The 26,499-nt window shown below is 50.2% G+C and carries 28 protein-coding genes and 1 tRNA gene; 13 read left to right on the top strand and 16 right to left on the bottom strand.

Features of this window, described 5'->3' with window-relative positions:
* Positions 1–372: 372 nt before the first annotated feature.
* The 3 genes from HQ393_RS02605 to HQ393_RS02595 all read right to left on the bottom strand — a co-directional run bounded on the left by HQ393_RS02605 (position 373) and on the right by HQ393_RS02595 (position 2,901).
* Positions 373–1,575, bottom strand: a complete 1,203-nt coding sequence (locus tag HQ393_RS02605; RefSeq protein ID WP_179357312.1) for an aspartate aminotransferase family protein — start codon at positions 1,573–1,575, stop codon at positions 373–375.
* A gap of 222 nt (positions 1,576–1,797) precedes the next feature.
* On the bottom strand, positions 1,798–2,358 hold the full coding sequence (locus tag HQ393_RS02600; protein WP_179357311.1) for a hypothetical protein: 561 nt from the start codon (positions 2,356–2,358) through the stop codon (positions 1,798–1,800).
* A gap of 144 nt (positions 2,359–2,502) precedes the next feature.
* The gene (locus tag HQ393_RS02595) at positions 2,503–2,901 is read right to left on the bottom strand and encodes a YchJ family protein (RefSeq protein ID WP_179357310.1); all 399 of its coding nucleotides are present in this window, start codon (positions 2,899–2,901) and stop codon (positions 2,503–2,505) included.
* A 58-nt stretch (positions 2,902–2,959) separates the two neighbouring features.
* Here HQ393_RS02595 and HQ393_RS02590 point away from each other — a divergent pair, with 58 nt between their 5' ends.
* Entirely contained in the window at positions 2,960–3,625 is a 666-nt protein-coding gene (locus HQ393_RS02590) for an HAD family hydrolase (RefSeq protein WP_179357309.1), read from the top strand.
* A gap of 64 nt (positions 3,626–3,689) precedes the next feature.
* Here the strand turns inward: HQ393_RS02590 and HQ393_RS02585 are convergent, their stop codons facing one another.
* The 3 genes from HQ393_RS02585 to coaBC form a co-directional block, all read right to left on the bottom strand.
* Positions 3,690–4,301 (bottom strand): YitT family protein, encoded by a 612-nt coding sequence (locus HQ393_RS02585; protein ID WP_179357308.1) that lies wholly within the window; start codon positions 4,299–4,301, stop codon positions 3,690–3,692.
* A 113-nt stretch (positions 4,302–4,414) separates the two neighbouring features.
* The gene (gene dut, locus HQ393_RS02580) at positions 4,415–4,870 is read right to left on the bottom strand and encodes a dUTP diphosphatase (protein WP_179357307.1); all 456 of its coding nucleotides are present in this window, start codon (positions 4,868–4,870) and stop codon (positions 4,415–4,417) included.
* Positions 4,871–4,943: 73 nt separating this feature from the next.
* Positions 4,944–6,137, bottom strand: coding sequence for a bifunctional phosphopantothenoylcysteine decarboxylase/phosphopantothenate--cysteine ligase CoaBC (gene coaBC, locus HQ393_RS02575; protein ID WP_218871364.1), 1,194 nt, complete (start codon positions 6,135–6,137; stop codon positions 4,944–4,946).
* A gap of 62 nt (positions 6,138–6,199) precedes the next feature.
* Between coaBC and radC the strand changes: the two genes are divergently transcribed.
* The 5 genes from radC to HQ393_RS02550 all read left to right on the top strand — a co-directional run bounded on the left by radC (position 6,200) and on the right by HQ393_RS02550 (position 11,649).
* Positions 6,200–6,874 (top strand): RadC family protein, encoded by a 675-nt coding sequence (gene radC / locus HQ393_RS02570; RefSeq protein ID WP_179357305.1) that lies wholly within the window; start codon positions 6,200–6,202, stop codon positions 6,872–6,874.
* Positions 6,875–6,962: 88 nt separating this feature from the next.
* Positions 6,963–7,955 carry an SPM autocatalytic domain-containing protein gene (locus HQ393_RS02565; protein WP_179357304.1) on the top strand — a complete coding sequence of 331 codons (993 nt, stop codon included), beginning with the start codon at positions 6,963–6,965 and terminating at the stop codon, positions 7,953–7,955.
* Positions 7,956–8,185: 230 nt separating this feature from the next.
* Entirely contained in the window at positions 8,186–9,379 is a 1,194-nt protein-coding gene (locus HQ393_RS02560) for a branched-chain amino acid ABC transporter substrate-binding protein (RefSeq protein ID WP_179357303.1), read from the top strand.
* 409 nt (positions 9,380–9,788) lie between these two features.
* A complete protein-coding gene (locus HQ393_RS02555) occupies positions 9,789–11,003 on the top strand; it encodes a branched-chain amino acid ABC transporter substrate-binding protein (RefSeq protein WP_179357302.1) in 1,215 nt (404 codons plus the stop codon).
* 181 nt (positions 11,004–11,184) lie between these two features.
* On the top strand, positions 11,185–11,649 hold the full coding sequence (locus HQ393_RS02550) for a methyltransferase family protein (RefSeq protein ID WP_179357301.1): 465 nt from the start codon (positions 11,185–11,187) through the stop codon (positions 11,647–11,649).
* 25 nt (positions 11,650–11,674) lie between these two features.
* Here HQ393_RS02550 and HQ393_RS02545 read toward each other — a convergent pair whose 3' ends face one another.
* Both HQ393_RS02545 and hisN read right to left on the bottom strand, forming a co-directional pair.
* Positions 11,675–12,508 (bottom strand): sulfurtransferase, encoded by an 834-nt coding sequence (locus tag HQ393_RS02545; protein ID WP_179357300.1) that lies wholly within the window; start codon positions 12,506–12,508, stop codon positions 11,675–11,677.
* A gap of 24 nt (positions 12,509–12,532) precedes the next feature.
* Positions 12,533–13,309: a histidinol-phosphatase gene (gene hisN, locus HQ393_RS02540; protein WP_179357299.1), complete on the bottom strand. Its 777-nt coding sequence runs from the start codon at positions 13,307–13,309 to the stop codon at positions 12,533–12,535.
* A 282-nt stretch (positions 13,310–13,591) separates the two neighbouring features.
* Here hisN and bfr (HQ393_RS02535) point away from each other — a divergent pair, with 282 nt between their 5' ends.
* Positions 13,592–14,065 (top strand): bacterioferritin, encoded by a 474-nt coding sequence (bfr, locus tag HQ393_RS02535; RefSeq protein ID WP_179357298.1) that lies wholly within the window; start codon positions 13,592–13,594, stop codon positions 14,063–14,065.
* Positions 14,066–14,083: 18 nt separating this feature from the next.
* The gene (gene bfr, locus HQ393_RS02530) at positions 14,084–14,554 is read left to right on the top strand and encodes a bacterioferritin (RefSeq protein ID WP_179357297.1); all 471 of its coding nucleotides are present in this window, start codon (positions 14,084–14,086) and stop codon (positions 14,552–14,554) included.
* A gap of 174 nt (positions 14,555–14,728) precedes the next feature.
* Here the strand turns inward: bfr (HQ393_RS02530) and HQ393_RS02525 are convergent, their stop codons facing one another.
* On the bottom strand, positions 14,729–14,944 hold the full coding sequence (locus HQ393_RS02525; RefSeq protein ID WP_179357296.1) for a (2Fe-2S)-binding protein: 216 nt from the start codon (positions 14,942–14,944) through the stop codon (positions 14,729–14,731).
* A 128-nt stretch (positions 14,945–15,072) separates the two neighbouring features.
* Between HQ393_RS02525 and HQ393_RS02520 the strand changes: the two genes are divergently transcribed.
* Positions 15,073–15,348: a cupin domain-containing protein gene (locus HQ393_RS02520; RefSeq protein ID WP_179357295.1), complete on the top strand. Its 276-nt coding sequence runs from the start codon at positions 15,073–15,075 to the stop codon at positions 15,346–15,348.
* A gap of 48 nt (positions 15,349–15,396) precedes the next feature.
* Here HQ393_RS02520 and dxs read toward each other — a convergent pair whose 3' ends face one another.
* From dxs to HQ393_RS02505, 3 genes are read right to left on the bottom strand one after another with little or no spacing between them, the layout of a single operon-like run.
* A complete protein-coding gene (gene dxs, locus HQ393_RS02515) occupies positions 15,397–17,268 on the bottom strand; it encodes a 1-deoxy-D-xylulose-5-phosphate synthase (RefSeq protein WP_179357294.1) in 1,872 nt (623 codons plus the stop codon).
* Between the two features lie 47 nt (positions 17,269–17,315).
* On the bottom strand, positions 17,316–18,221 hold the full coding sequence (locus HQ393_RS02510) for a polyprenyl synthetase family protein (RefSeq protein WP_179357293.1): 906 nt from the start codon (positions 18,219–18,221) through the stop codon (positions 17,316–17,318).
* A 5-nt stretch (positions 18,222–18,226) separates the two neighbouring features.
* Positions 18,227–18,466, bottom strand: coding sequence for an exodeoxyribonuclease VII small subunit (locus HQ393_RS02505; RefSeq protein ID WP_179357292.1), 240 nt, complete (start codon positions 18,464–18,466; stop codon positions 18,227–18,229).
* A 263-nt stretch (positions 18,467–18,729) separates the two neighbouring features.
* On the opposite strand from HQ393_RS02505, the gene HQ393_RS02500 reads away from it, so the two are divergent.
* Both HQ393_RS02500 and HQ393_RS02495 read left to right on the top strand, forming a co-directional pair.
* On the top strand, positions 18,730–19,578 hold the full coding sequence (locus HQ393_RS02500) for a beta-1,6-N-acetylglucosaminyltransferase (RefSeq protein WP_179357291.1): 849 nt from the start codon (positions 18,730–18,732) through the stop codon (positions 19,576–19,578).
* Between the two features lie 96 nt (positions 19,579–19,674).
* A complete protein-coding gene (locus HQ393_RS02495) occupies positions 19,675–21,414 on the top strand; it encodes an isomerizing glutamine--fructose-6-phosphate transaminase (RefSeq protein WP_179357290.1) in 1,740 nt (579 codons plus the stop codon).
* 69 nt (positions 21,415–21,483) lie between these two features.
* Here the strand turns inward: HQ393_RS02495 and HQ393_RS02490 are convergent, their stop codons facing one another.
* Positions 21,484–22,233, bottom strand: a complete 750-nt coding sequence (locus tag HQ393_RS02490) for a c-type cytochrome (protein WP_179357289.1) — start codon at positions 22,231–22,233, stop codon at positions 21,484–21,486.
* A 141-nt stretch (positions 22,234–22,374) separates the two neighbouring features.
* Here HQ393_RS02490 and HQ393_RS02485 point away from each other — a divergent pair.
* Together HQ393_RS02485 and HQ393_RS02480 are read left to right on the top strand one after the other, a co-directional pair.
* Positions 22,375–22,451, top strand: a tRNA-Arg gene (locus tag HQ393_RS02485).
* Between the two features lie 475 nt (positions 22,452–22,926).
* On the top strand, positions 22,927–23,346 hold the full coding sequence (locus HQ393_RS02480) for a VOC family protein (RefSeq protein ID WP_179357288.1): 420 nt from the start codon (positions 22,927–22,929) through the stop codon (positions 23,344–23,346).
* 95 nt (positions 23,347–23,441) lie between these two features.
* Here the strand turns inward: HQ393_RS02480 and HQ393_RS02475 are convergent, their stop codons facing one another.
* The 3 genes from HQ393_RS02475 to HQ393_RS02465 all read right to left on the bottom strand — a co-directional run bounded on the left by HQ393_RS02475 (position 23,442) and on the right by HQ393_RS02465 (position 26,399).
* The gene (locus HQ393_RS02475) at positions 23,442–24,530 is read right to left on the bottom strand and encodes an ABC transporter ATP-binding protein (protein ID WP_179357287.1); all 1,089 of its coding nucleotides are present in this window, start codon (positions 24,528–24,530) and stop codon (positions 23,442–23,444) included.
* 110 nt (positions 24,531–24,640) lie between these two features.
* The gene (locus HQ393_RS02470; RefSeq protein WP_179357286.1) at positions 24,641–25,513 is read right to left on the bottom strand and encodes a carbohydrate ABC transporter permease; all 873 of its coding nucleotides are present in this window, start codon (positions 25,511–25,513) and stop codon (positions 24,641–24,643) included.
* A complete protein-coding gene (locus HQ393_RS02465) occupies positions 25,506–26,399 on the bottom strand; it encodes a carbohydrate ABC transporter permease (RefSeq protein WP_179357285.1) in 894 nt (297 codons plus the stop codon). Before HQ393_RS02465 ends, HQ393_RS02470 begins: the two co-directional genes overlap by 8 nt.
* Positions 26,400–26,499: the final 100 nt, after the last annotated feature.

Below are 26,499 nucleotides of genomic sequence, written 5' to 3'. Positions count from 1 at the left end.
GGATCAGGGTCGTGAAATTGATGCACAGCATCTGATGTCAGCCCCAACGGCATCGCTGTCACGACTTAATCGGCAAGATCATCATGGGATTAGGCTTTCTTTATCCGAATTTGACCAATGCAGTATTCGAAAAATCAATGGGTATATCAATCAAGATTAATTCTGTAAACATTTATATCGATATACCCTTACAGAGTACCTATCCAAACATTCGCACCCACCGACTCGCGCGTCCCTGCGACGAAACCGCGATTAAACCTAAGCGATAAGCTTAGTAGATGAACTTCGGCCAATCGCAGGCTCTAATCCATGGCAAACTGAGCGCGCAAAAAAAAAGCCCGCCAGCAAGGCGGGCTCATTCATTTGAACTGCTTATGCCACAAAAGCAGCCAAGGCGGCATCAAGACGAGTCAATGCAGTGGCAATTTCTTCATCAGTAATGACCAAAGATGGCGCAAAGCGAATGACATTTGGGCCTGCCATCAAGACCATCAAGCCCTGCTGAGCTGCCAGATTCAAGACATCCTTAGCGCGATCTTTGTATTGATCGGCCAATACCGAGCCCATCAATAAGCCCATACCGCGAACTTCTTTGAAAACACCATACTTCTGGTTGATCGCTTCAACACCCGCTTTCAATTGCGCGTGTTTAGCTTTAATACCAGACAAGACTTCAGGCGTATTGATCACATCGAGCACAGCACCAGCGACCGCACAAGCCAGTGGGTTACCACCGTAAGTTGTGCCATGTGTGCCTGCGACCAGATGTTTGGCGATGTCGGCAGAAGTCAGCATGGCACCGATAGGGAAACCACCGCCCAAACTCTTGGCGCTAGACAGAATATCCGGCACAACACCGTACTCTTGGTAGGCAAACAAAGAACCAGTGCGGCCCATACCGGTTTGGACTTCGTCAAAAATCAAAAACGCATTGTGCTGATCACACAACTCGCGCACGCCTTGTAGAAAGGCTAGATCAGCGGGTACTACCCCGCCCTCGCCTTGGATCGGCTCGATGATCACGCATGCGGTGTTGTCATCGATCAGGGCTTTCAAGCTCTCGAGATTGTTATATTCAAAATATTCAATGCCTTGTGGTTTAGGGCCAAAGCCATCGGAATACTTTGGCTGACCACCGACGGTCACCGTAAAGAAAGTGCGGCCGTGAAAACTATTGAGCGTAGAAAGCACTTTGTGCTTTTGTTCGCCAAAACGCTCAATCGCGGCGCGACGCGCCAGCTTTAATGCAGCTTCATTTGCTTCAGCGCCTGAATTGCAGAAAAACACTTTATCAGCAAACGTGGCATCAACCAGTTTTTGTGCCAAAGCCAATGCTGGCTCATTGGTAAATACATTGGAAACATGCCACAGCTTATTGGCCTGCTCGGTCAAAGCATTCACTAGCACTGGGTGGCAATGCCCCAAAGAATTCACCGCAATCCCACCTGCCAAATCCAGATACTCGCGCCCTTCCTGATCCCAAACTCGGCTGCCAGCGCCACGCACAGGTACAAAAGCAGCAGGCGCATAATTAGGAACCATGTATTGGTCAAAATCAGAACGGGTCAGAGACATTGTTTCTTCCTTGGCAAAAACAGTAAATGGTGGTGCATGATAAAACAAGCGCATTAACGATGCAGCCCCAATATTATGCAGTGACGGCAAAATAGAAAAGCCACAATCCATGAACGGCCTGTTTTTATATAAAAACAATCATCACAAACAGTGCGCGTAAAAAAACCTCGCACTGAGCGAGGTTTTTGGCTGATCGACATTCATTTGAATGTAGTCAGTTAATTAATGGTCGTTGTTACCCCAGACCACAACTGATGCGCGTGCAGTAGTAACCACTTGGTCGCCCACCGCGGCTTTTGCCAGCAATTCTTTGTTTGAAACTGGAATCGTGATGATTTCATTACTTGGGGTTTTAACTTGAACATTGCCTTTAACCGAGTCAACGCCCACGATGTCGCTGTATGAAGCACGGATTTTCACCACACCAACGCCATCAGCCGTTACATCGCGACCTTCAGATTCTTCAACTTTACGCACACCCGCAGTGCCTTTGCTCAAAGCAATCGAAATCGACTCAGCACCACCGACATTGACTTTGTCGTTCAATTGTAGCTTGTCAAAGTTGGTCACTTTAGGATCAACGCGCTGGAAAGTCACCAAATTGCCATCGGGCATCATCAATTTCACATCGCGGTTGTCAATGTCGATGTATTCAACAGTTGCTTCCACTTTATTGCGAACTGATTCGCTTAATACAACTTCTGGTTCAGCGGCAAAAACTGCGCTATTTGCCATCAAGCCAGCAGCAGCCAACAAAGTACATACGAGGGTCTTGCGCATCATGATTGATCTCCGAAAACACAATTATTTATATTCTTGCCACTGAATAAAGTCAGTTCGCAATAAATACTAACATGTCATGTCAGCCCCTAAGAATCCAGATGAATGGACAGGACACAAAAGATACATATTCATTTTGCAGCCACATTAAGATTCAGCCACCTCACCATCCACATAAAACCAACGTCCCTCTTCTCGCACAAATCGGCTATGTTCGCTCAGGCGATATGCCCTGCCACCCACTTTATAGCGCGCCACAAACGACACCACGCCTTGATCGCCATCACTTTCGGCATGATGCACTGTCAAGCCCAGCCATTTAGCCTTGGGCTCTTCATTCAAATCCAATTGGCTGGGGCGGGTACTGGCGTGCCAGCTGGCCAATAGATAATCTTCCAATCCCAGCACATAGGCGCTGTAGCGCGAGCGCATCAATTGCTCGGGGGTTTCAACACGATGGCCTTGATGATAGGGCTGGCAGCATTGTTGGTATTGGGCGCCGCCACACGGGCAAGGCTCAGCTTTGACGGTAGAAGTTACGGGCATGGTCGCTCAGGCTCAGTTAAACTGATGTCATTGTTTTCGATAAAGCCGCAATTCGCAAATGAAACACCCAAATATTATTGCCGCCATTTTTGATATGGATGGATTACTGCTTGAAACCGAACGCATGGCACTGACGTGCTGGCACGATGCCGCACGGCAATTGGGCCATGATATTCATGAGTCGATTCCGCTGGGCATGGTCGGGATGCATTCCTCTAAAACGCAAGCTTATTTGATTGAACGCCTGGGCGTGGATTTTCCCACGCAACGCTTGCGAGAGCTCACCCACGAGATTTATCTGGAACGCAGTGCCGACAGCATCGACTTACGCCCTGGCGTGCTAGAGCTGTTTGATTTTCTTGAAGCCAATGGCGTACGCAAAGCCATCGCGACCTCAACGCGCCGCAGTATTGCCGAACATCATTTGAAAATGGCGGGATTATGGTCACGCGTCGAGTTTGCCGTGTGCGGCGATGAAATCACACACCCGAAACCCGCGCCGGATATTTACTTGAAAGCCATTACTCAATTGGGCGTCTTACCCGAGGAATGCGTGGTGTTTGAAGACAGCAATTTCGGCGCTCAAGCCGGACATGCGGCAGGCTGCCGCGTGATCATGGTGCCCGATTTGCGCCCAGCGGAAGAATCGGTACGCCAGCTTGAGCTGGAAATTGTCGATTCATTGCATCAAGCCAAGGACATTCTCGCGGCTGAATGCATTTAATGCCTCAATCTCGCTAGGTATCTTCATCAAAATCAATCACTCATTGGTCTTGATGAAGATACCCTTACATTCCCATATAGCGACCGGGTTTATGATTCACCCAAATCACCGCATTGAGCGCCACGGCCCCGACCAGCGAATACAGCAATAAGTCGCGCGGCACCAAGAAAAAACCCAGCGTCAAAATCATCAGATCAAAGCCCAACTGCACTTTACCCGCGCGCCAGCCAAAACGCTGCTGCAGAAAAAGCGCCAGCACCGTCACGCCGGCCAAGCTCGACTTATGTCGAATCAGCATCAAAATACCCACGCCAGCGAGCAAGCCGCCCATGATCGCAGCAAAAAAAGGGTCAAGATGACCCAATGGCAGCCAGTTTTTCATCAACTCACTCAGCCATGACAACAGCGCCACCGAGCAAAAGGTTTTGATGGCAAATTCCCAGCCCATGCGCTCAATGGCAAACCAGTAAAACGGCAGATTAATCAAAAATAGCGTCATGCCATATTCGATCTGCAGACTGTAATGCAGCAAAAATGCCAAGCCCGTCGTGCCACCGGTAATCAAACCGGCAGCGCGAAAAAACTGAATTGCCAGCGCAACCAAAAGCACGCCCGTCACAATGCCTTGGAAATCTTCCAAATAATGATGCGGCTGATGCTGGGCAATTTGGCTCATGACGCAAACCCGAACGAAAAACGGCAGATTACGCGTAAATGGTGCAATGCACAGTTGGGAAAAACGGAAAGAGGCCCGATCGGGCCTCTGTTCATCACGCTTGATGGTCGGGATTAATGTTTACCAGTACTGCCAAAGCCACCTTCGCCACGGTCAGACTCAGTAAACTCTTCCACGATATTAAAGCCCACTTGCACCACGGGCACGATGACCAATTGCGCGATACGCTCCAGTGGCTGAATCGTAAAGCTGGTAGTGCCGCGATTCCACACCGACACAAACAGCTGGCCTTGGTAATCTGAATCAATCAGCCCCACCAAATTACCCAGTACGATGCCGTGTTTATGGCCCAAGCCAGAGCGCGGCAAAATCATTGCGGCTAGCGTTGGGTCTTCCAAATGGATCGCCATGCCTGTCGGTACCAGCGTCGTCGCGCCGGGGGCTAATTCCACTGGCGCATCCAGACAAGCGCGCAAATCCAGACCCGCGGCACCCGGGGTGGCATAAGCGGGCAAATTGTCTTTCAGGCGCTGATCAAGAATTTTCACGTCCATCATTTGCTGAGCCATTTGCTTTTCCTTTGGGTATCTATCTAAAAATATTGTTTATATTGATTTACAGGGCAATACACCCACCCTGTATTTAATGATCTTGTTGAATACTAGGATACAGCCGCGCAATATGAGCCATCAATTTACGCGCGATGTCGATTTTTGGCGCGCTATGCAAACGCGTTTCACCATGATCGTCGAGCAAGATGACTTCATTATGATCAGCCCCCATCGCGGTTTGCACCAGATTAGCGACCAAAAGCGGCAGCTTTTTGCGTAAGCGTTTGGCCTCGGCGTATTCGAGCAGGTTTTCCGATTCAGCCGCAAAGCCGACGCAGAATGGCGCATTCGGGCGCGCGGTGATTCCCGCCAGAATATCGGGGTTGGGCGCTAGTTCCAACGTCAAGATATGCGCGTCTTTTTTGATTTTTTGCTCGGATGGGTTGAGCACATAATAATCAGCCACCGCCGCCACACCAATAAAAATATCCGCCTGATCGACTTCGGCATTCACCGCTTGTTGCATTTGCTGCGCCGACTGCACATTGATGCGGCGGCTACCAATCGGCGTGGGCAAAGCGGTTTCGCCCGACACCAATACCACGTCTGCACCGGCCTCATACGCCGCTTTGGCAATGGCGTAGCCCATCTTGCCGCTACTGGTATTGGTAATGCCGCGCACGGCGTCAATGCGCTCGAACGTTGGGCCTGCAGTAATCAGCACTCGCTTGCCGAGTAGCAGCTTGGGCTGCAATGAGGCTTCGAGGTATTCGAATAATTGCTCTGCTTCGAGCATACGACCATCGCCCACTTCGCCACAGGCCTGCTCGCCATTGCCTGGCCCCAGGATCGCGACACCATCGGCTTTAAGCTGGGCAATATTGCGCTGATTGGGTGCGTTTTCCCACATTTGACGATTCATCGCTGGCGCGACCAACAATGGGCAATCGCGCGCAGCGACCAAGGTCGAGAGCAAATCATCGCAATGCCCGTTCGCCACTTTGGCCAGAAAATCAGCCGACGCTGGCGCGACCAAGACTGCCGCTGCACCGCGCGTGAGATCGATATGCGGCATATTATTTGGGCGACGCGCATCCCATTGATCGGTGTACACCACATTGCCGCTCAAAGCTTGAAACGTCACTGTCCCGACAAAGTGCGTCGCCGCCTCGGTCATCACCACGTGCACGTCGTAGCCGGCCTTCACCAGCAAGCGAGTCAATTCGGCCGATTTATACGCGGCCACGCCGCCAGTGATGCCAAGGACGATTTTTTTCTGATTAATTGGGCTCACAGCTTGCGCGCCTCTGCTAGAAAGAATCATCGTAGTTTACCGAAAAAACGCCCATGTCGATTACTGATTGGCCTAGCTGTGAGCGTCCACGTGAAAAATTGCTGCAACATGGCGCAATTTCGCTCTCCGATGCCGAGTTGCTGGCGATTTTTTTGCGCGTCGGGCTACCGGGTAAAAACGCAGTCGACTTAGCGCGTGAGCTGTTGGTGCATTTTGGCTCGCTGGAAAACCTATTTGCCGCCAAGCTGGCCGATTTCGAGCTCATCAACGGCATTGGTGAAGCCAAATACGCACAAATGCAGGCGGTGCTCGAAATGAGCCGGCGCGCACTCACCGAGCAACTCAAAGCCCGCGATTCATTTGAAAACCCCGCCGCAGTGCGCGACTTTTTACGGATGCGCTTGCGCGGCATCGGGCATGAAGAATTTCACGCACTGTATCTGGATACAGGCTACCGCTTGATCGCCGCCGAAACCGTTTTTAAAGGCACGCTCAACGAAACGCGCGTCTACCCGCGTGAACTTGCGCGCCAAGCGATTGCGCACAATGCCGCCGCGATTATCGTTGCGCATAACCACCCATCGGGCAGTGCGGAGCCCTCCAGCGCCGATCTATTGCTCACTCGTCAGTTGCAACATGGTTTGGAATTACTCGATATTAAGCTACTCGACCATTTCATCGTTGCCGCCCATCAGGTGGTCTCGCTGGCCGAGCTGGGACACCTGTAATTCGCTGATTTTATGCCGATATTTTTGCTAGGCTCAGCGCAAACTCGCTTTTAATTTTGCCGCTTTGAGCACCGCAAAGAGGCTTAAAATGCGCATCGTCGAATCCAATGTTGCCCTCAGCGCCCAGCGAGCTGTTAGTCGCGAGCAAAGCCAGAAAATGGCCATCACCATCGAAGCGCCGCGCATGAGTCCACCTCCCGCCAATGAGACGGTCAACATTTCGAGCGCGGCGAAAATGATCGACGATCAGCAAACAGCGATTAATAACGACCCCAAATTGCAATTGATCATCCAAATGATAGAAAAACTCACCGGGCAGAAAATTGACCTGAGGTATTTCCATCTAAACCAATCTGGTGATAGCCTTGATAGCAATACCCAAGGCAGTATTCAAAACAGCGCCAATGAAGGCGGTACGCGCATCGACCTACATCAGCAAGAAAGTGAATCCGAGCAAACCCAATTTAACGCCAGTGGCGTGGTCAAAACCGAAGATGGTCGCGAGATTAGTTTTGCAGCGCAGCTCAAGCTAGCGCGGACTTACGAGCAGACGCTTGATGTCAGCATCGCCAGCGGCAGCCTTGCCCGGCCGAAAAAAGACCCACTGGTACTAAACTACGCCGCGCCGGCGGTCACTTTGTCCGATCAAACGATGAAATTTGATATTGATAGCGACGGCAAAGCAGACACAATCCATCAACTCAATGCTGGCAGTGCCTATTTGGCGCTCGATCTTAATCACGATGGAAAAATCAATAACGGCAAAGAATTATTCGGCACGCAAAGCGGCAATGGCTTTGCCGATTTGGCGCAATACGATCAGGATAAAAATGGCTGGATCGACAGCGGCGATCAAGTCTTTGGCCAGCTCAAGCTGTGGCTGAAAGACAGCAGTGGGCAGGATCAGCTCAATAGCCTCACCGCGATGAAAGTGGGCGCAATCTATTTGGGCTATGCCCGTGCTGATTTTGATTTGAATAATGCTCAAAATCAGAATCTCGGCCAAATTCGCAGCTCGGGGATTTACCTCAATGAAGATGGCAGCGGCGGCAATCTGCAACAACTGGATCTCAGTGTCTAAAATCGCCACGCCAGTACTGACTCAAGCCAAATTCAGGTTCAGGCGGCAGCAAATTAGCAATCCAACAAGGACTGCACCGCACACAGTTCTAGCTCAATAAGTAGCGTTTAAAACGCAAACTACAGGAATACCCCAGTTTTCCTTCCGCGCCAGCTCAGTCATGATCAGAGCAAATCGGTAGCAATCTGCATTGCTGCGCCCTTGGTTTGTCACTCGGAAATCAAAAAATCATGAAATTGACCTCTTACACCCTGATCGCTGCGGCCATTCTCGGCCTTTCTGCTTGCAAACAGCAAACGCCTCAAGCCACCGAAGCGGCTAGCGCACCTGCTGCCACCACTGAAACCGGTAGCGATACTGTCAAAATCGGTTTGGCTGCGCCATTGACCGGCAATATCGCGCATTTGGGTAAAGACGTTGAATACGGCGCACAAATGGCCATCGAAGAAGTGAATGCTGAAGGCGGTCTGGATTTGGGCGGCAGCAAAAAGAAAGTGGTTCTGGTCGCTGAAGACGACCAAGCTGACCCGAAAAACGCTACCACGGTTGCACAGCGTTTTGTGGATCAAAAGATTGCCGGTGTCGTGGGTCATTTGACATCAGGCACCAGCATTCCTGCGTCAAAAATCTATAACGACGCCGGCATTCCACAAATTTCGCCGTCTGCGACTGCCCTAGCCTACACCGCACAAGGCTTCAAAACAGCATTCCGCCTGACTGCCAATGACGGCCAACAAGGTCAAGTGTTGGCGCAATACGCGGTTGGCAAACTGAACGCCAAGAAAATCGCCATCGTTGATGACCGCACTGCTTACGGCCAAGGTTTGGCCGATGAGTTCGAAAAAGCGGCTAAAGCAGCTGGCGCTGAAATCGTTAAACGCGAATTCACGACCAATCAAGAAACCGATTTCAATTCCATCCTGACCAATATTAAAGGCGCAAAACCCGACCTGATTTTCTTCGGCGGTATGGATGCACAATCGGCACCACTGAAAAAACAAAGCAAAAAACTGGGTCTAACCGCGATTGTGATGGGCGCGGACGGTACAAAATCGCCTGAATTCTTGAAACTGGCGGGTGCTGATGCAGAAGGCACTTATGGCTCGTCAGCGGGTCAATCAGTCGATCAAATGCCTGGCGGCCTGGAATTTAAAGAAAAATTCAAAACCAAATATGGCGTAGAAGTGCAAGTGTATGCACCTTATAGCTACGATGCGACCAAGCTGATGCTGGCTGCGATGAAACAAGCGGGTTCGGCTGACCCTGCGAAGTACTTGCCGGTACTGGCCAAAATCGAATCAAAAGGTTTGACTGGCCCTATCCAGTTTGACGACAAAGGCGACGTTAAAAATGCCGCAGTGGGCGTTTATGTCGTGAAAAATGGCAAATGGGAATTGGCAGAAATGGTGGGTGGCGCTAAGTAATCATTGCGTATCCGCCACTAAAAAAAGGGAGCTTAGGCTCCCTTTTTTTGCGCCTGGCAGAAAAAATGTAGCAAATTTACGACTACTACAATACCCGTATAAGTGGCCTTTTTGCCTGCTTTCAGTGTGAAGTGCCAATCATTTAATTGCATTGCAACAAATCAACAAAACCGTGGCTTTGCAGCTGTTTCATTCGACCAAACCTGAACCCCAAAACTGTAACCTGACATCCTGCATCAAACTGTTGCGGTACAGATACAGGATAACCCTGATTCAAGACGGCAGATTGCGAAGCAGATACTTGTACTTTCTAATGCTAATGGCTAGTTGATTGCCTTGCATGAGAAATGCAATACCTTGCGCTCAATACTTATAAAGTCTGACAAAACCACTTACTGGGGAATTCCAAATGACTATTGCTCGTTACAGCCTGATCGCTGCTGCAATTTTGGCCATGACTGCTTGTGGCAAACAAGAGCCAGCCGCTACAACCGAACAAGCCAGCGCAGTACCTGCTTCTAAAGTTGAAGCCGCGCCTGCTGCCGATGTCATCAAAATCGGCCACGCAGCGCCACTGACCGGCAATATCGCTCACTTGGGTAAAGATAACGAGAATGGCGTCAAAATGGCCATCGACGAAATCAACGAAGCGGGTGGCGTGGATATCGCAGGCAAAAAAGTCAAACTCGAATTGATTTCAGAAGATGATCAAGCCGATCCAAAAACAGCAACGACCGTAGCGCAGCGTTTTGTAGACCAGAAAGTATCGGGCATCATCGGCCACCTTAACTCAGGCACGACGATTCCAGCGTCAAAAATTTATTCTGACGCCGGCATTCCACAAATTTCTCCATCGGCAACGGCTGTGACCTACACGGCACAAGGCTTTAAAACTGCCTTCCGCGTTATGGCCAACGATGCACAGCAAGGTAAAGTACTCGGTTCTTATGCCGTGAAACTGGGCGCGAAAAAAGTAGCGATCATTGATGACCGCACTGCCTACGGCCAAGGTTTGGCAGACGAATTTGAAAAAGCAGCCAAAGCGGCTGGCGCAGAAGTAGTTCGCCGTGAATTCACGACCAACCAAGAAACCGACTTCAATGCAATTTTAACGACCATTAAAGGCAGCAAGCCTGACCTGATCTTCTTCGGCGGTATGGATGCACAAGGCGCGCCACTGAAGAAACAAGCGAAAAAACTGGGTATCAACGCCAAAGTCATGGGCGGTGACGGTACTCAAACGCCAGAATTCATCAAATTGGCTGGCGCAGATTCTGAAGGCATGATCGCTTCTATCCCAGGCGTACCGACGGAGCAAATGCCAGGCGGCAAAGAATTTGCTGAGAAATTCAAAGCCAAGTTTGGTACTGAAGTGCAACTGTACGCACCATTCTGCTACGACGCGGTTAAAGTCATGGTGGGCGCGATGCAAAAAGCAGGCTCTTCTGACCCAGCTAAATACCTGCCAGAATTGGCTAAAACCGAATACAGCGGCGCAACTGGCAACATCTCTTTTGATGAAAAAGGCGACCTGAAAAACGGTGCGGTTACTGTTTACACGGTGAAAAATGGTAAATGGGAAGTGCTGGAAGTCGTTGGTGGCGGCAAAGCTGAAGCCAAATAATCAGTGAGACTGAATAAAAAAGGAGGCTGCGGCCTCCTTTTTTATTGCAAACAGATTGCGGCCACCTCAAGCAATTCTCAAGAAATCCAATCACTTAAAACACCTCAAACCGATGAATCGCCCATTAATCAGCAAATGATTCAACTCGCACACTGAGGTCAATTTCATATCGACGACGTTTATGCTCAAACATCTTGAACTTAAAATTATGCCCATGGCTTTGGTATTGATCATCGCCATATTGCAAGCGGGCTTGGCCGCAGCGCTACCGCAGTTGAATGTCCAGCTCCCGCTAAATGGCCCCATCGGCTTGATGCTCATCATGCTGGGCATCGCCGTGGTATTGGCGGGCGGGCACGCATTTCGTCGCGCCCAAACGACGTTTGATCCACGCCAGCCAAAAGCGGCATCCCAATTGGTACAACGCGGGATTTACGCTTATTCGCGCAATCCTATGTATTTGGGGTTTTTATTAGTTCTGATTGGCTGGGCTGATTGGCAGGCCAATTTGGCTGCCTTCACGCTGTTGCCACTGTTTGTGGGATATCTAAACCGATTTCAGATTGCCCCAGAAGAACAGGCGATGCGCGAATTATTCGGTGCCGAATTTGATGCCTATTGCGCCAAAGTCAGGCGCTGGCTGTAAAAAAAGGAGCGTTAGCTCCTTTTGTCTATTTTTCTACTGGCCGCGTTGGGTCGCTGCACCATTCACTCCATGAGCCTGCATACAAACGGCCACCCGGCATCCCGGCCACTTCGAGCGCCAATAGATTATGACAGGCCGTTACCCCACTACCGCATTGGTGCACAAGCTCATCAGGGCTTAGTTCACCCAGCAATACCACCCATTCTTCGCGCAAAACGTCAGCCGATTTAAAATACCCATCTTGCAAATTGAGCATAAAAAATCGATTGGCGGCCTCCGGAATATGTCCACCAGCCGGATCGAGTGTTTCACCCACGCCGACAAAACGCTCGGCAGTACGGGCATCGACAATTTGAAATTGGGGCACCGCAATATTGGCCAAGACCTCATCAGCACTGACATGCAGCGCATCATTTGGGCTGGCCACAAACTCAGTCGGCGTGATCGGCGCTAATTCGCTCACCATGTCGCCGCCAGCGGCTAGCCAAGCGGCAACGCCACCGTCCAGCACTTGCACGTTTTCTGCCCCCAACCAACGCAATAGCCACCACAAGCGAGCCGCAAATGGCCCGCCACTGGCGTCATAGGCGACGACATGCGTATTTTTCGTGATCCCCAAGCCACCTAACTTCAAAGCCAGGCTCGCCGCGTTAGGCAAAGGATGACGACCATTCCGACCATTTTTTGGCGCAGATAAATCTTCATCCAGATGCAGAAATCGCGCCCCCGGGATGTGACCAGCCAAATATGCAGCGCGACCTGCATCGACATTGGCGAGATCATGACGGCAATCGACGATGACCAGATTATCTTGCGGGAGGATGGTTTTTAATTCAGCGGCAGAGATCAGAGGTTTCATCGCTATTCCTGAGGGGGTATATGATTAAACAGCTTTCATTGCATTGAGTGCAATCTGATACATGGCAGGGGTAGCAGCGGCAATCACTCGACCTGAGCTGGTACGCGTCAAGGCTTCACCTTGCCAGTCGGTCATGATGCCACCGGCAGCAATCACGACAGGGGCAACAGCAGCAAAGTCATGCAGCTTCAAGCCTTCTTCAATCACCAAATCGAGCCCGCCAGTGGCGACCAGTGCATATTGATAGCCGTCGCCACCATACACGGTAAAACGCCCGTTTTTTTGCAAATCCATAAACGCGGCACGGCCTGCATCGCTAAAATATTGCGGGCCAGTCGTACCAATGCGCGCGCGCGACATTTCAGCGATTTCGCTCACGGTAATCGGCTGATCATTCAAGGTTGCGCCCTGCCCGACGACCCCCACCCAACGCTCATGCGCGATCGGCTGGTTAATCACACCCAGTACGGGTACACCGCGATACAGCAAACCAATCAAGGTCACAAACAATGGGCGACCGGTAATAAATGCTTTGGTCCCATCGACGGGATCGAGCACCCAGACCCAATCGGCGTCATCGCGCTCAGTGCCAAATTCTTCGCCAATAATGCCATCTTGGGGTCGGCATTCATTAATCAGCGCACGCATCGCCAACTCCGCCTCGCGATCGGCCTGCGTCACCGGGCTGGCATCGCTTTTATCATCAATCGCCAGACCACTGCGGTAATAGGGTCGAATGACGGCGGCACTGGCGTCTGCTAGCTGATGAGCAAAAGCAATTTGTTTTGGGCTGGGAATCACAACTCACTCCTATGGAAATATCGGGCTATTTTACTGGCTTTTTATGACCACTTCTATGCAATAGCACAATTTCATCTAGATGATTTGACTGAGGCCATCGCAATTGGAGTATAAAAAATGAGAATTATTGTTATTTATATTTCTATTCAATGACTTATTTTGTAATTTCCATTGAATTATCCGACTAAACGAGTACACTATTTTTATGTTTTGCCGCCCAAATCGGCCAAAATAACACGACTTTTGATCACTAGATTGGCTTAGCCAACATGGAGAATCACGATGCAAGGCGATAAAAACGTCATCAAGGCGCTCAACGGCATTCTGGCCAACGAGCTCATCGCAATCAATCAAACCTTTTTGCACGCTCGAATTTACAAAAATTGGGGCTTTAAAGGGCTGAACGACCAGGTCTATCACGAATCCATAGCCGCAATGAAACGCTCGGATAAATTGATCGAGCGCGTGCTGTTTCTCGAAGGCCTGCCCAATCTGCAAGACTTGGGCAAATTACTGATCGGCGAAGATGTGCAGGAAATGCTCGGCTGTGATCTCAAGCTCTACACGGGTTTTCTGGGTCAACTGCGTGACGCAGTTAAAATCTGCGAAGACACGCAAGATTATGTTAGCCGGGATCTGCTGACCGAGATTCTGGAAGACGAAGAAGAATACGTCGACTGGCTGGAAACGCAGCAAACGCTCATCAAAGAAATGAGTCTCGCCAATTACCTGCAATCACAAGCGTTCAGCGCATAAGCGGACAAGGAGAACACCATGCAAGGAAGCGCCAAAGTACTCGCCGGATTATCCGACCTGCTCGCCGCCGAGCTGACCTCGGTGGATCAATATTTCGTACACAGCCAGATGTACCACAACTGGGGCTATGGCAAATTGTACGAGCGCATCGATCACGAGCGCCAAGATGAAATCGGCCACGCCACGCTGTTGATCGCGCGGATTTTATTTTTAGAAGGCATTCCCAATGTTGCCGCTCGCACGCCGCTGCGCGTGGGCAAAGACGTACAGGAAATGCTGCAATTTGATCTAAAAACTGAATACGAAGTGGCTGCCGAGCTCAAAAAAGTGATCGCAATTTGCGAAGCAGAGCAAGATTATGTGACACGTGAAATGCTGCTGAAGCTCTTGGAAGACACCGAGCAAGATCACGCGCATTGGCTAGAGCAGCAACTGAACCTGATCAAAGCGATGGGGCTGCAAAATTATTTGCAATCGCAGGCTTCCTAAGCGAAACCTGCCACGAGGTAGGCACGGCCAGATTTGTTAAGTTGGCTTAACCCTGACCGCTGTCCAAAACAAAAGCCCGAGTAATGAACTCGGGCTTTTGCACATCTAACTTGGCAACGGGGTATATACATCAAAGCTAATAAATATAATGCTTACAAGTCAATACCCATGCAACTAGGCAAAAGCCAAATCCTGTAAATCGGCCTGCATTTTTTCTTCGTAGGCATCAACCGACTCTTTCAAGACCTGTTTGGCACAGCTAGTGCATTTACCGCAGCAAGTGCCCGTTTGCGTCGTGCGTTGCAACTGGATATAAGTGCGCACGCCGGATTGCTCGACGGCTTTGCGGATGGCTTTATCGCTGACATTGTTGCAGACACAAACGATCATGACTGAGAACCTTATTAGTAACCGTTCTCATTATCGTAAAAACATCACCGCCTGACAAGTGCAAATTTCACGTGTTTGACCAACGGCAAGGATAAAATAACGGCACACCATCTTTTTTAGGAAACCCCATGTCCCGCATTCAAATTGAACGCGCTATCAGCCAACAGCAGCAGGAAGAACTCGGCATTCCCCGCTGGCCAATTTGGGAAAAAGCCATCTCCACCTTCCCGTGGACTTATGACAGCAGCGAAACCTGCTACCTGAGTGCTGGCGAAGTGATCGTGACGCCCAAAGGCGGCGAGCCCGTCACCATCAGCGCGGGAGATCTGGCCACCTTCCCCGCTGGCATGAGCTGCACATGGCAGATTACGGCGGATTTGAAAAAGCATTATTTCTTTGACTAATAAAAAACCCGGCAGCGCCGGGTTTTTTATGGTTTAGATTATTTACGCTTAGATTGTTTGCAATCTGAGCTGAATACTGCCCTTTATCCCTGCCGCATCGAGCCCGCAATCGGCCAGAATTTGTTTTTGCTCGCCATGTTCGACATAGCTATCGGGCAAGCCCAATTGCAGTACTGGTTTACAAACACCAGCGGCCATCATCGCCTCAATCACGGCACTGCCCGCGCCGCCCATAATGGCGTTGTCTTCTACCGTCACAATCAGATCATGCGTCGCCGCCAACTGCAGCACCAGCTCAGTATCGATTGGCTTGATAAAGCGCATATTTGCCACCGTGGCATTGAGCTCAGCAGCGGCTTGCAAGGCAGGCTCGAGCACCGTACCAAAGGCCAGAATGGCAACTTTTTTGCCTTCTTGCTCAGTGGCGGCGCGACGAATTTCGCCTTTGCCCCACGGCAATAGCGTCATCGCCTCTGCCACTTTAACGCCCATGCCGCTGCCACGCGGGTAACGCACGCAAGCTGGGCCTTTGTGCTCATACGCGGTGTAGAGCATTTGACGGCATTCATTTTCATCGCCCGGCGCCAAAATTGCGACATTCGGAATACAGCGCAGGAAAGATAAATCAAAACTACCAGCGTGCGTTGGGCCGTCGGCGCCCACCAAGCCAGCGCGGTCAATCGCAAAGGTCACATCCAGATTTTGCAGCGCGACGTCATGAATGAGCTGGTCATACGCGCGTTGCAAGAAAGTCGAGTAAATCGCGACGACGGGTTTCAAGCCCTCGCAAGCCAGACCGCCCGCAAACGTCACCGCATGCTGCTCGGCAATGCCCACATCGAAATAACGCGTTGGGTATTCCTGATGAAAGCGCACCATGCCGCTGCCTTCGCGCATCGCGGGCGTAATGCCGACCAATTTGTCGTCGGCTTTCGCCATATCACAGAGCCAATCGCCAAATACTTGGGTAAAGCTCGGCTTGCTCGGTTTGCCGCTCCCGCAAACGCCATCTTCCGGCACAAAGGGGGTAACCGCGTGATACTTAACAGGGTCGGCCACTGCCAGCTTATACCCATTGCCTTTTTTGGTGACAACGTGCAAAAACTGTGGCCCGCGCAGCTCTTTGATGTTCGACAGCGTCGACACCAGCGTTTCCATATCATGACCATCAATTGGGCCGATATAGTTAAAGCCGATTTCTTCAAACAAGGTGCCCGGCGTCAGGAAGCCCTTAACGCTTTCTTCGCCTTTTTTCGCCAGCTCTTTGAGCGGCGGCATCACGTCCAACACTTTGCCCGACGCATTGCGAATGCCGTTGTAAAACTTGCCCGACAGCAGCTTGGCCAGATAATTATTAAATGCGCCGACATTCGGTGAAATCGACATTTCGTTGTCGTTCAAAATCACTAGCAAATCGGTCAAATCTCGGTGTCCGGCGTTAAACAAGGCTTCAATCGCTTGCCCTGCCGTCATTGCGCCATCGCCAATCACGGCAATCGCTTTGCGTTTCTCGCCTTTAAGCAAGGCCGCTTCAGCCATACCGAGCGCAGCGCCGATCGACGTCGATGAATGACCCACGCCAAACGTATCAAATTCAGATTCATCGCGTTTGGGAAAACCCGCCAGACCGCCTTTTTTGCGCATCGTTGTCATGCGATTTTTGCGGCCAGTGAGGATTTTATGCGGGTAACTCTGATGACCAACATCCCACACCAATCGATCGTGCGGCGTGTCAAAGACATAATGCAGCGCAACGGTCAGCTCTACCGCACCGAGATTAGACGCAAAATGGCCACCCGTCTGACTCACTGAGTCGAGCAAAAATTGGCGCACATCCTGCGCAACCTGCGATAAATCTTTGCGCTCAACTTTGCGCAAATCAATTGGACAGGAAATGGTATCAAGCAATGGGTAAGTCATGGATTACCTTATCCAGCTCATCAAGGGGTATAACCTTGAAAGCAATATCAATATTTACGATCAACAATATACCCAGCTAGGGCATGTAGTAATTTTGCTTTTTCACCAAATGGCGCAAGCGCATCAAACGCCGCCTGTTTCAGCTCTTCAGCCTTTTCTTTCGCGCCTTTCATACCGAGCAAAGCCACATACGTAGGCTTATTATTGGCGGCATCTTTCCCTGCCGTTTTGCCCAGCGTTGCCGAATCGGCTTCGCAATCGAGAATGTCGTCCACCACCTGAAACGCCAGCCCGACGCATTTGGCGTAATGATCAAGCGCATTACGCGCTTCATCGCTCAGTGGCGTACCGCAATACGAGCCCAGCAACACCGCCGCACGGATCAAGGCACCGGTTTTCAGAATATGCATCATTTCCAGCTCGGGCAGCGTTAATTCTTGCCCAACGCTATACAGATCAATCCCCTGCCCGCCGCACATCCCCAAACTACCCGATGCGCGCGCCAAGATATTGATCATTTTCAACTGATCGCTCGGCGAATCTGTCAAGGTCGTCGCGCTTAAAACATCAAACGCGGCAGTTTGCAAGGCATCCCCAGCCAGCAGTGCGGTGGCCTCGCCAAACGCTACGTGCACAGTAGGTTTACCACGGCGCAAGACATCGTTGTCCATCGCGGGCATATCGTCATGCACCAGCGAGTAAGCATGAATCATTTCCAGCGCCGCACCGGCCGCTTCCAAGCGTGCAGGATCGGCATCGACGAGTGCGCCTGCTGCGAAGGCCAGTAAAGGGCGAACGCGTTTACCGCCGTCAAGTACGCTATAGCGCATCGCGTCGTGCAGACGTTCGGGGATATGGGTGCTGGCTGGCAAGTAGCGATCAAGCGCAATTTCCATTTGCACTTGAACTTGGCTCATCCAAACTTTGAAATCGATTACGGAATCTGTCGCCATTACCATTACGCTCCAGCATCGGGCATGGCTTTGAGCTCGCCTGCCTCTAGTATTTTGACTTGTTGCTCAGCAGCGGCAAGCTTGCTCTCGCAAAAGCGCAGTAACTCGGTGCCACGCTGATAGGCCGCCAAACTGGCTTCGAGCGGCAATTGGCCGCCTTCCATTTGCGCAATCAGCGCGTCGAGCTCGGCAACGCCAGCCTCATAACTTTCGGGCAAATTGGGTTTTGCAGCAGCTTTGGCCATGGGAAATCTCAACTTAATCAAAGATTAAAGCCCTGCTCTACTTTTTTAGCGTAAAGAGGGCGAATCTGAAGGTCGCTATTCTACCTCAGCACACCGATTTTGCCTTGCGCTAGCTGCGCTACTGGTAAAATAGCTGCATTCCACAAGCAGACAGTCAATGCTCTGCCTACTGCATGGTCATGCTGGTTTTACTCGCCAAACTGCCTGCTACTTTGCGCTCTATTTAAACGCTTTAGACCGATTTTTGATTGGATGTCCTTACGATGATTTCTCTGGCCTATTTGATTCTGGCTCATGCTCACCCAAAACAAATTGGCCGGCTCGTGCAGCGTTTGCATGCCGATCACGTTAGATTTTACCTCCACATCGATGCCAATACGCCCAATGAGGTCTATCAGGCTATTGAAGCCGCAATGCCAGCGCAGGCCAATGTGACCTTTATTCAGCGTCGCGCGTGTCGCTGGGGCGGGTTTTCACTGGTGGCAGCCAGTCTGGATTTGTTACGCGCAGCACAAGTTGACGGCTTTGATTGGGCGATATTGCTGTCGGGCCAAGATTATCCGCTCAAAAGTAATAGTTTCATTGCAGACTACTTAGCCAATACCTCGGCCAAAGGCTTTATTGAATCGAAACCTGATTTTGATGTGCGCTATCGTTATCAGGCCTGGCACTGGGAGCGCATCAATGGCAAACCATTGGGCAAATTAGTGCAAAAAATCCAGCGCGGACTTAATGCCTGCGGCCTGCGTCGTACATTACCCGCCCCAATCACGCAAGTTTGCGCTGGCTCGCAGTGGTGGATGCTGTCACAGGAAGCGGTGGCCGAGATTTTTGCAATATTAGATCAGCACCCAAAGATAGAGGCTTTCTTTAGTCAAACCTTGGTGCCCGATGAGATGTTCTTTCAAACCATTTTGCATCATTCACCGATTGCATCGCAGATCAGTTGGCAATCGCTGCGCTATTTAGAATGGCAAGCTGGTGCATGGTCACCACGCACATTTGAAAAGCAGGATCTGGATTTATTGCAGCAACGCACTGAGCTATTTGCGCGCAAGTTTGCCGCCGATGGCGAGTTGACTCAAATGCTCGACGAGCACAGCAAGTCATAAACTGTTGCTAGAGCTGAGAGTTACGCAACACCTGCTTTTAAGTCAGCACCGCTGCAGCTAGGATAAAGATCATCCCATTTAAATTAATGACTCAAGATGAATACGCTGATCGGCGCGGTATCGCAACATCACGCAGGGGCTCTACTGAGTCGGGCGCTGTCACACCTACCCGAAAACCCCTATTTTTTTGGCCTTGCCTACAATCTGGCTGACGATATTGATGTCTACCGTAGCAATAGCTACCCGCAGAACACGCCCACTTTTAATGTCGGCTTGGCCTGCGCCAGTCTGTACAAACACAATAGCAGCCCCATCCTCTTTCGGGATCGACTGACCATTTCTCTGACGGGTTGCATCGAAAATACCGAAGCGCTTCAAAACAAACTGCGCTCACTCGGTTACGAGCAAGTCATCAAATCGCACGAAGAACTCATCGCCACATTGATCGATTGGTATGACCGCGTGCATAAAGATTTGAATATGGCATTTCAATTGGCGCTGAGCGAAGCACAAGGTTTTTTTGCAGTCGCGGCATTTAAGCGTGCTCGCCATGATTTTTTGCTGTGCGGATCACGTGGCCCGAGTCTTTATTTAGGCCAGGGTAGTGATGGCTCTTATTTTTCAACGGACCCCGCGTTAATCCGTGAACGTGCATCCTTGCTCATTGAATTAAAAGACGGCGAATTTGCCGAACTCAACAGTCAGCACATTGCCTGCTTTAACGCTGACGGCAAAGCCATCAAAAAAGATCCAGTCCCAGCCCATGCCGCCGGATACTTCGCCCATCATATGCTGGCCGATATAGAAACCCAACCGCGTGTATTGGCAGAATTAGTCCGGCATTATCAAAATGACACCCTGGCCGATTACCTAACTGAACTTGGATGCGGGCATCAATTTGAGCGCGTACTGATGCTCGCCAGTGGCTCAAGTCACCACGCGGCCACAAGCGCACGGTATTGGATAGAACAAATTGCCGGACTTCCCGTTCAGGTGGAATACGGTAGCGAATATCGATTTTTGCCCAATATATTACAAGCTAATACTTTGCTTATTGCCATATCCCAATCGGGCGAGACTGCCGACACAATCGCCTCGTTAAGACACGCCATTCAATTGGGGCATCATCACACCTTGGCAATTACCAATCAGGCCGATAGCACACTTGCTAAACTTGCCGCCCATCAAATTGGTCAACATGCAGGCAAAGAAATAGGGGCCACGTCCACCAAGACCTTTACGACTCAATTGATGTGCCTTTATTTTGTAGCGCTCAAACTCGCCCAAGGGAAACACATCAGCACCGCCAGTGCTGATAGAGAATTGCAGCTATTGCCAAGAGCCGTTGCGGATACGCTCAAGCTGAGCATTCCCCTTAAAAATTGGGCTTTGCAATTGGCTAAGGTCAGCAACTTATTCATGGTTGGGCGCAACGCTCACTTCCCTATCGCGCTAGAGGCGGCCCAGAAAATGAAAGAGGTGGCCTATTTGCACGCAGAGGGCTATTTAGGGGGAGAATTAAAGCATGGGCCAGTCACGCTGATTGATCGCACAGTACCGGTTATTGCCTGCTTACCTTGGGATTTAATGGCGGAAAAGACGCTAGCCAATTTACAAGAGGTACGCGCTCGCCAAGGCGAACTTTTTGTACTAAGTGATGTGGGATTAAGCTCGAGTGATGGCTTTAATTTCATCCACATGCCACAGAAACTACCCCACCTAAATCCAATTTTATACACCGTGGCATTTCAACTATTAAGTTATTTCACAGCCTTAACACGCGGGAATAATGTGGACTCACCTCGCAACATTAGCAAAACGATCGACATCGAATAAATGGATGGTTTGATTCGCCAATAAAAAACGCCGCATAAAATGCGGCGTTTTTCCCAATCAAGACAACTATTATTTAGAGTTGTTGATCATATATGTAGCTGCGGCTTTGAATTCATCATCCGAACCACTGTAACCACCTTTTGGTGGCATTGCATTCAGACCTTTGACACCAATTGCAATCGCAGCATCAACACCATCTTTCAAGCGTGGAGCCCAAGCAGCTTTATCGCCAAATTTAGGCGCACCCGCTGCACCACTGCCATGACAGGCTACACAGGTTGAAGCATAAATTTCTTTACCTTTGGTATTTGGATCAACCGCAGCACCTGCTGCTGCACCCGCTACTTTTGGCTCTTCAAATTTAGCACCACCTGCATTGCCCATATAAGCCACTGCGCGTTTAACTTCATCATCCGTTAGATCCGCAGCACCACCTTTAGCAGGCATCGCTTTAAAACCACCCAACGCGTGTTTTACCAGCGTATCGTAACCTTGAGCAATACGAGGACCCCAAGCAGCTGCATCACCAAATTTGGGTGCGCCAGCCAAGCCTGCGCCGTGACAGGAAATACAGATACCTTCAAATACACTTTTACCACTACGAGAACCAGGTGCACCACCTTCTACAATTTTCACAGCACCGACTGGCTGCAAACGGGCAGAAACTGCTTCGTTGGTCATTGTGGTACTCGTCAGGTTTGTTGCCATACCAGACGTAAATAACTTAATCAGCAAATAAACAACCAATGGCACGCCAATCAAAGCCGCCAGAATCATACCAGCAACGCCCTTCGACGCAGTCGCGTTGGATCCGCCCATGCTGTCATCCCTTGTAGAAATCGTTAATAATTGAGCTTATACAGCTTTTCTAGTGTGCAATTATACCGCTAATCCAAAGCACCACAAGCTTTACCCTGCTAGACGCACAGTAGCAAAGCAGTTATTATCTGCCCTCTCAAAGCGTCCATAGCTCAGTTGGATAGAGTGTCAGTTTCCGAAGCTGAAGGTCGCAGGTTCGATTCCTGCTGGACGCGCCAATCAAATCAAAGCTTTAACAAAAGCACCTCTATTTCCCCCAAATCAATTCTTCGTTCCGCTCCTCGCTATTGCAGATATTCAAATCAGCTGATTTGCGCAAACTTTTCTATCTATATTCTTTAACTAGATCAAACCCCTTACTACTAGCTTGTCCCGCCACAGGTTTCTGCAATTGCAGCGTTTCAACATTGAAGCCATTATTTCGCTTATTTCGTAATCTCCAAATAAAACGCACAGCCTTTAACTCACTTTATTTTGCACCAGTTAGTCTGCAATAACGACCCGCATCGTGATAGGGACGAATTCATCAAGTTCGACGTCGAGACGCGGCTATTTTTTACTGATTCTGCAACAAGGTTTCAAATTTAAAAAATAGGCCGCCGCTCAACTTTCCTTACCTAGGATTGTTTGAGTCTTGACTTTACCCTCAACACACAGAACAATCGTTCCATATCAACTTTACTCAAATTCCAAATGCGCCCTCGACTGAATTTAATTTTGCTCGGCGTAGCCGATATTGCCAAATCAACGGCCTTTTACGAAGCACTTGGCTGGCCCAAAGCGCGCACGAGCCATGCCGAGTTTGTGAAATTTGATCTAGGCGGCGTAGTGCTGGCGCTGCAATCTCGAAGCCATTTTGCTCAAGACAGTAATTCAGCCGAAGTTGAAAATCACGGTTTTGCGGGCTTTGCGCTGGCGTATATTGCCCACTCGGCCGACGAAGTGGGGCAAGTATTGGCTGATGCGGAACGCCTCGGCGCGCAGATCGTGAAACCCGCTACGGCCAATAATTGGGGCATTGCAGGTTACTTTCGCGATCTGGATGGACATTTATTCGAGGTGTGTTATGAAGATGGCTGGATTTTCGACGAACACGATAATTTAGTTGTCTAATTTTACTACTTCCAAGATTTAGCCAAGGGGCAGCTCGGCGCAGAATACAAAAAGGCCTAAGCATTGCTTAGGCCTTTTGCTCAGTGCATATCCATTTAGGCAATGCGTAGCTCGGTCTCAGGATCGAAAACCACGGCTTTTTTCACATCCAGTATCAGTGGCAACGATGTACCCGGGCCAGTTGCGGCGCGTGGATGGATGCGGGCAATCATTTCTACGCCGTTCACTTCGCTGTAAACCATAGTATCTGGGCCGGTCGGCTCGGTGATTTTGACTTGGCATTGCAGCGCATGTTCACTCTCGGCCACATCCCATTGCTCGGGGCGCACACCCAGCACCACTTTTTGGCCGATGCGATCTTTCAACTCAGGGCGATTATTCAGCGCCACAAACAGCGGCACGCCATTGCCTTGCAAAGTCACACCGATTTGCTCACCCTGCTGCACCAAGTGGCAAGGGATAAAGTTCATCGATGGTGAGCCAATAAAGCTGGCGACAAACATATTCGATGGGCGCTCGTAGATGTCTTGCGGTGAGCCAAATTGCTGGATGATGCCATCTTTCATCACGGCGATTTTGTCGCCCAAGGTCATCGCTTCAATCTGATCGTGCGTCACATACACAATTGTGGTTTTCAGGCGTTGATGCAGTTGTTTGATCTCGACGCGCATTTCCACGCGCAGCTTGGCATCCAGATTTGATAAGGGCTCGTCAAACAGGAATAACTTGGGGTCACGCGCTAAAGCTCGACCCATCGCCACGCGCTGACGCTGGCCACCTGACAGCGCCGATGGTTTACGATCGAGTAGATGATCCATCTGCAGCATCTTGGCGACACGGGCAATGATCTCGTTTTGCTCAGCCTTGGGAACGCCGCGGGTTTCCATGCCGAAAGCAATGTTTTGCCGTACATTCATCGTGGGGTACAAGGCGTAACTTTGGAACACCATTGCGATGTCGCGATCTTTCGGTGCAACATTATTCACGAGGCGATCTGCGATATGCACTTCACCACTGGTCGGTTGCTCCAAGCCAGCGATGATGTTCATCAGCGTTGATTTGCCGCAGCCTGAAGGCCCGACCAAGATTAAAAACTCACCGGCTTCAATATCAATATTGATGCCTTTCAAAATATCTGTATCGCCAAAACTTTTGGTGACGTTTTTGATGGCTAAAGCGCCCATTTTTATTCTCCATTGTGCTTGGCATTCGCTGGCCTGTGGCCAGACTTAAATACTCTAGCTATGTATTGCTCTGAAGATTATTTATTTAAATATCCACAGAGCAGTACCCATTAACCTTTCACTGCACCCGCGGTCAAACCACGAACAAAATATTTACCGGCAAACACATAGACCAAGATCGTGGGCAAGGCGGCAATCAGGGCTGCGGCCATATCGACGTTGTATTCCTTCACGCTGGTCGAGGTATTCGCGAGATTATTCAACCCCACCGTAATCGGCTGCGCATCGCCCGAAGCAAACACCACACCAAACAGGAAATCATTCCAGATCTGGGTAAATTGCCAGATCAACGTCACCATGATGATCGGCGTGCTCATCGGCAAAATGATGCGCCAGAAAATTCGCCAAAAGCCCGCACCATCAAGTCGTGCCGCTTTGATCAACTCATCGGGAATACCAACGTAGTAATTGCGAAAAAACAGTGTCGTCGAAGCCGTACCGCACACCACATGCACGAACACCAATCCAGTCGTGGTATTCGCTAGCCCCAACCAGCCCAAGGTTTGAGCCATGGGTAAGAGCAAAACTTGGAACGGCATAAACACGCCAAACAAAATCATCGCGAATACCAGATTTGAGCCTGGAAAACGCCATTTAGACAGGATATAGCCGTTGATCGCGCCCAACATCGTCGAGATCGCCACTGCAGGTATCACCATCCGCACCGAATTCCAGAAATACCCAGATAAACCATTACATGACACACCAGTACACGCGCTGCTCCACGCCTTGCTCCAGGCATCAAACGTAATCGCCGTTGGCATCGCAATCAGATTACCGGCGCGAATTTCCTCGATGCCTTTTACCGAGGTCGTGACCATTACGTACAGCGGCAACAGGTAATACGCCGCAGCAAACAGCAGCGCGCCATACAGTGCAAAGCGCCAAAAACGCTCTGACGAAGTCCGTTCAGCATTAGCCATTGTTGTCTTTCCTTAATTCTGAATACAAATACGGCACAACAATCGCGGCCACTGTGGCCAGCATCATCATCGCGCTGGCAGCCCCCAAGCCCGTCTGGCCTCGGGTAAACGCCATTGAATACATAAACGTTGCGGGCAAATCAGACGAAAAGCCGGGGCCGCCACCCGTTAAGGCCATCACCAGATCGAAGCTCTTGATCGCAATGTGCGACAGAATCATCAGCGTAGAAAACACCACCGGGCGTAGCGCTGGTAGGATGATTTTCCAGTAAATGCGCGGCAGGCTTGCCCCATCAATTTGCGCGGCTTTAATAATTGAATCATCAACACCACGTAAACCCGCGAGGAACAAGGCCATCACAAACCCTGATGATTGCCACAAGCCAGCGATCACCACGGTATAAATCGACATATCGGAATTGACCAACCAATCGAAAGTGAAATTGGTAAAGCCCCAATCATGCATTAATTTTTCCAGCCCAAGGCCGGGGTTAAGCATCCATTTCCAAGCAGTGCCCGTCACGACAAACGACAGCGCCATGGGATACAAATACAGCGTACGAATCGCACCTTCAAAACGCACTTTCTGATCGAGCAAAATGGCCAAGGTAATCCCGATGGCCATTGAGCCACCGATGAACAACACGGCAAAAATACCCAGATTACGCACCGCAACCCACCAGCGTTCATTGTCAAACAAGGTAGCGTATTGCACTAAACCTGCCCATTCATAGCTGGGCAGCAAGCGCGACGTGGTGAAAGACAGATAACCATTCCACGCGATAAAGCCGTACAAAAAGATCAACGATAATAAGAAGGAAGGCGCCAAAACAAGACGCGGCAGCCAGCGCTCGGCAAACCCGTAATGGGCAGTTGGCGTAGACATGGGGAACTCCTGAAAAACCCTGTATTACAAATTGATTGGCGTAGTTCGCCATGACCTGCACGCTCGGTACAGGCCATGGTCATTACGTCACAGAAACGCG

It is taken from the genome of Chitinibacter bivalviorum, from assembly GCF_013403565.1.
Taxonomy (GTDB): domain Bacteria; phylum Pseudomonadota; class Gammaproteobacteria; order Burkholderiales; family Chitinibacteraceae; genus Chitinibacter; species Chitinibacter bivalviorum.
This window is presented reverse-complemented; position numbering and strand designations above follow the sequence as displayed.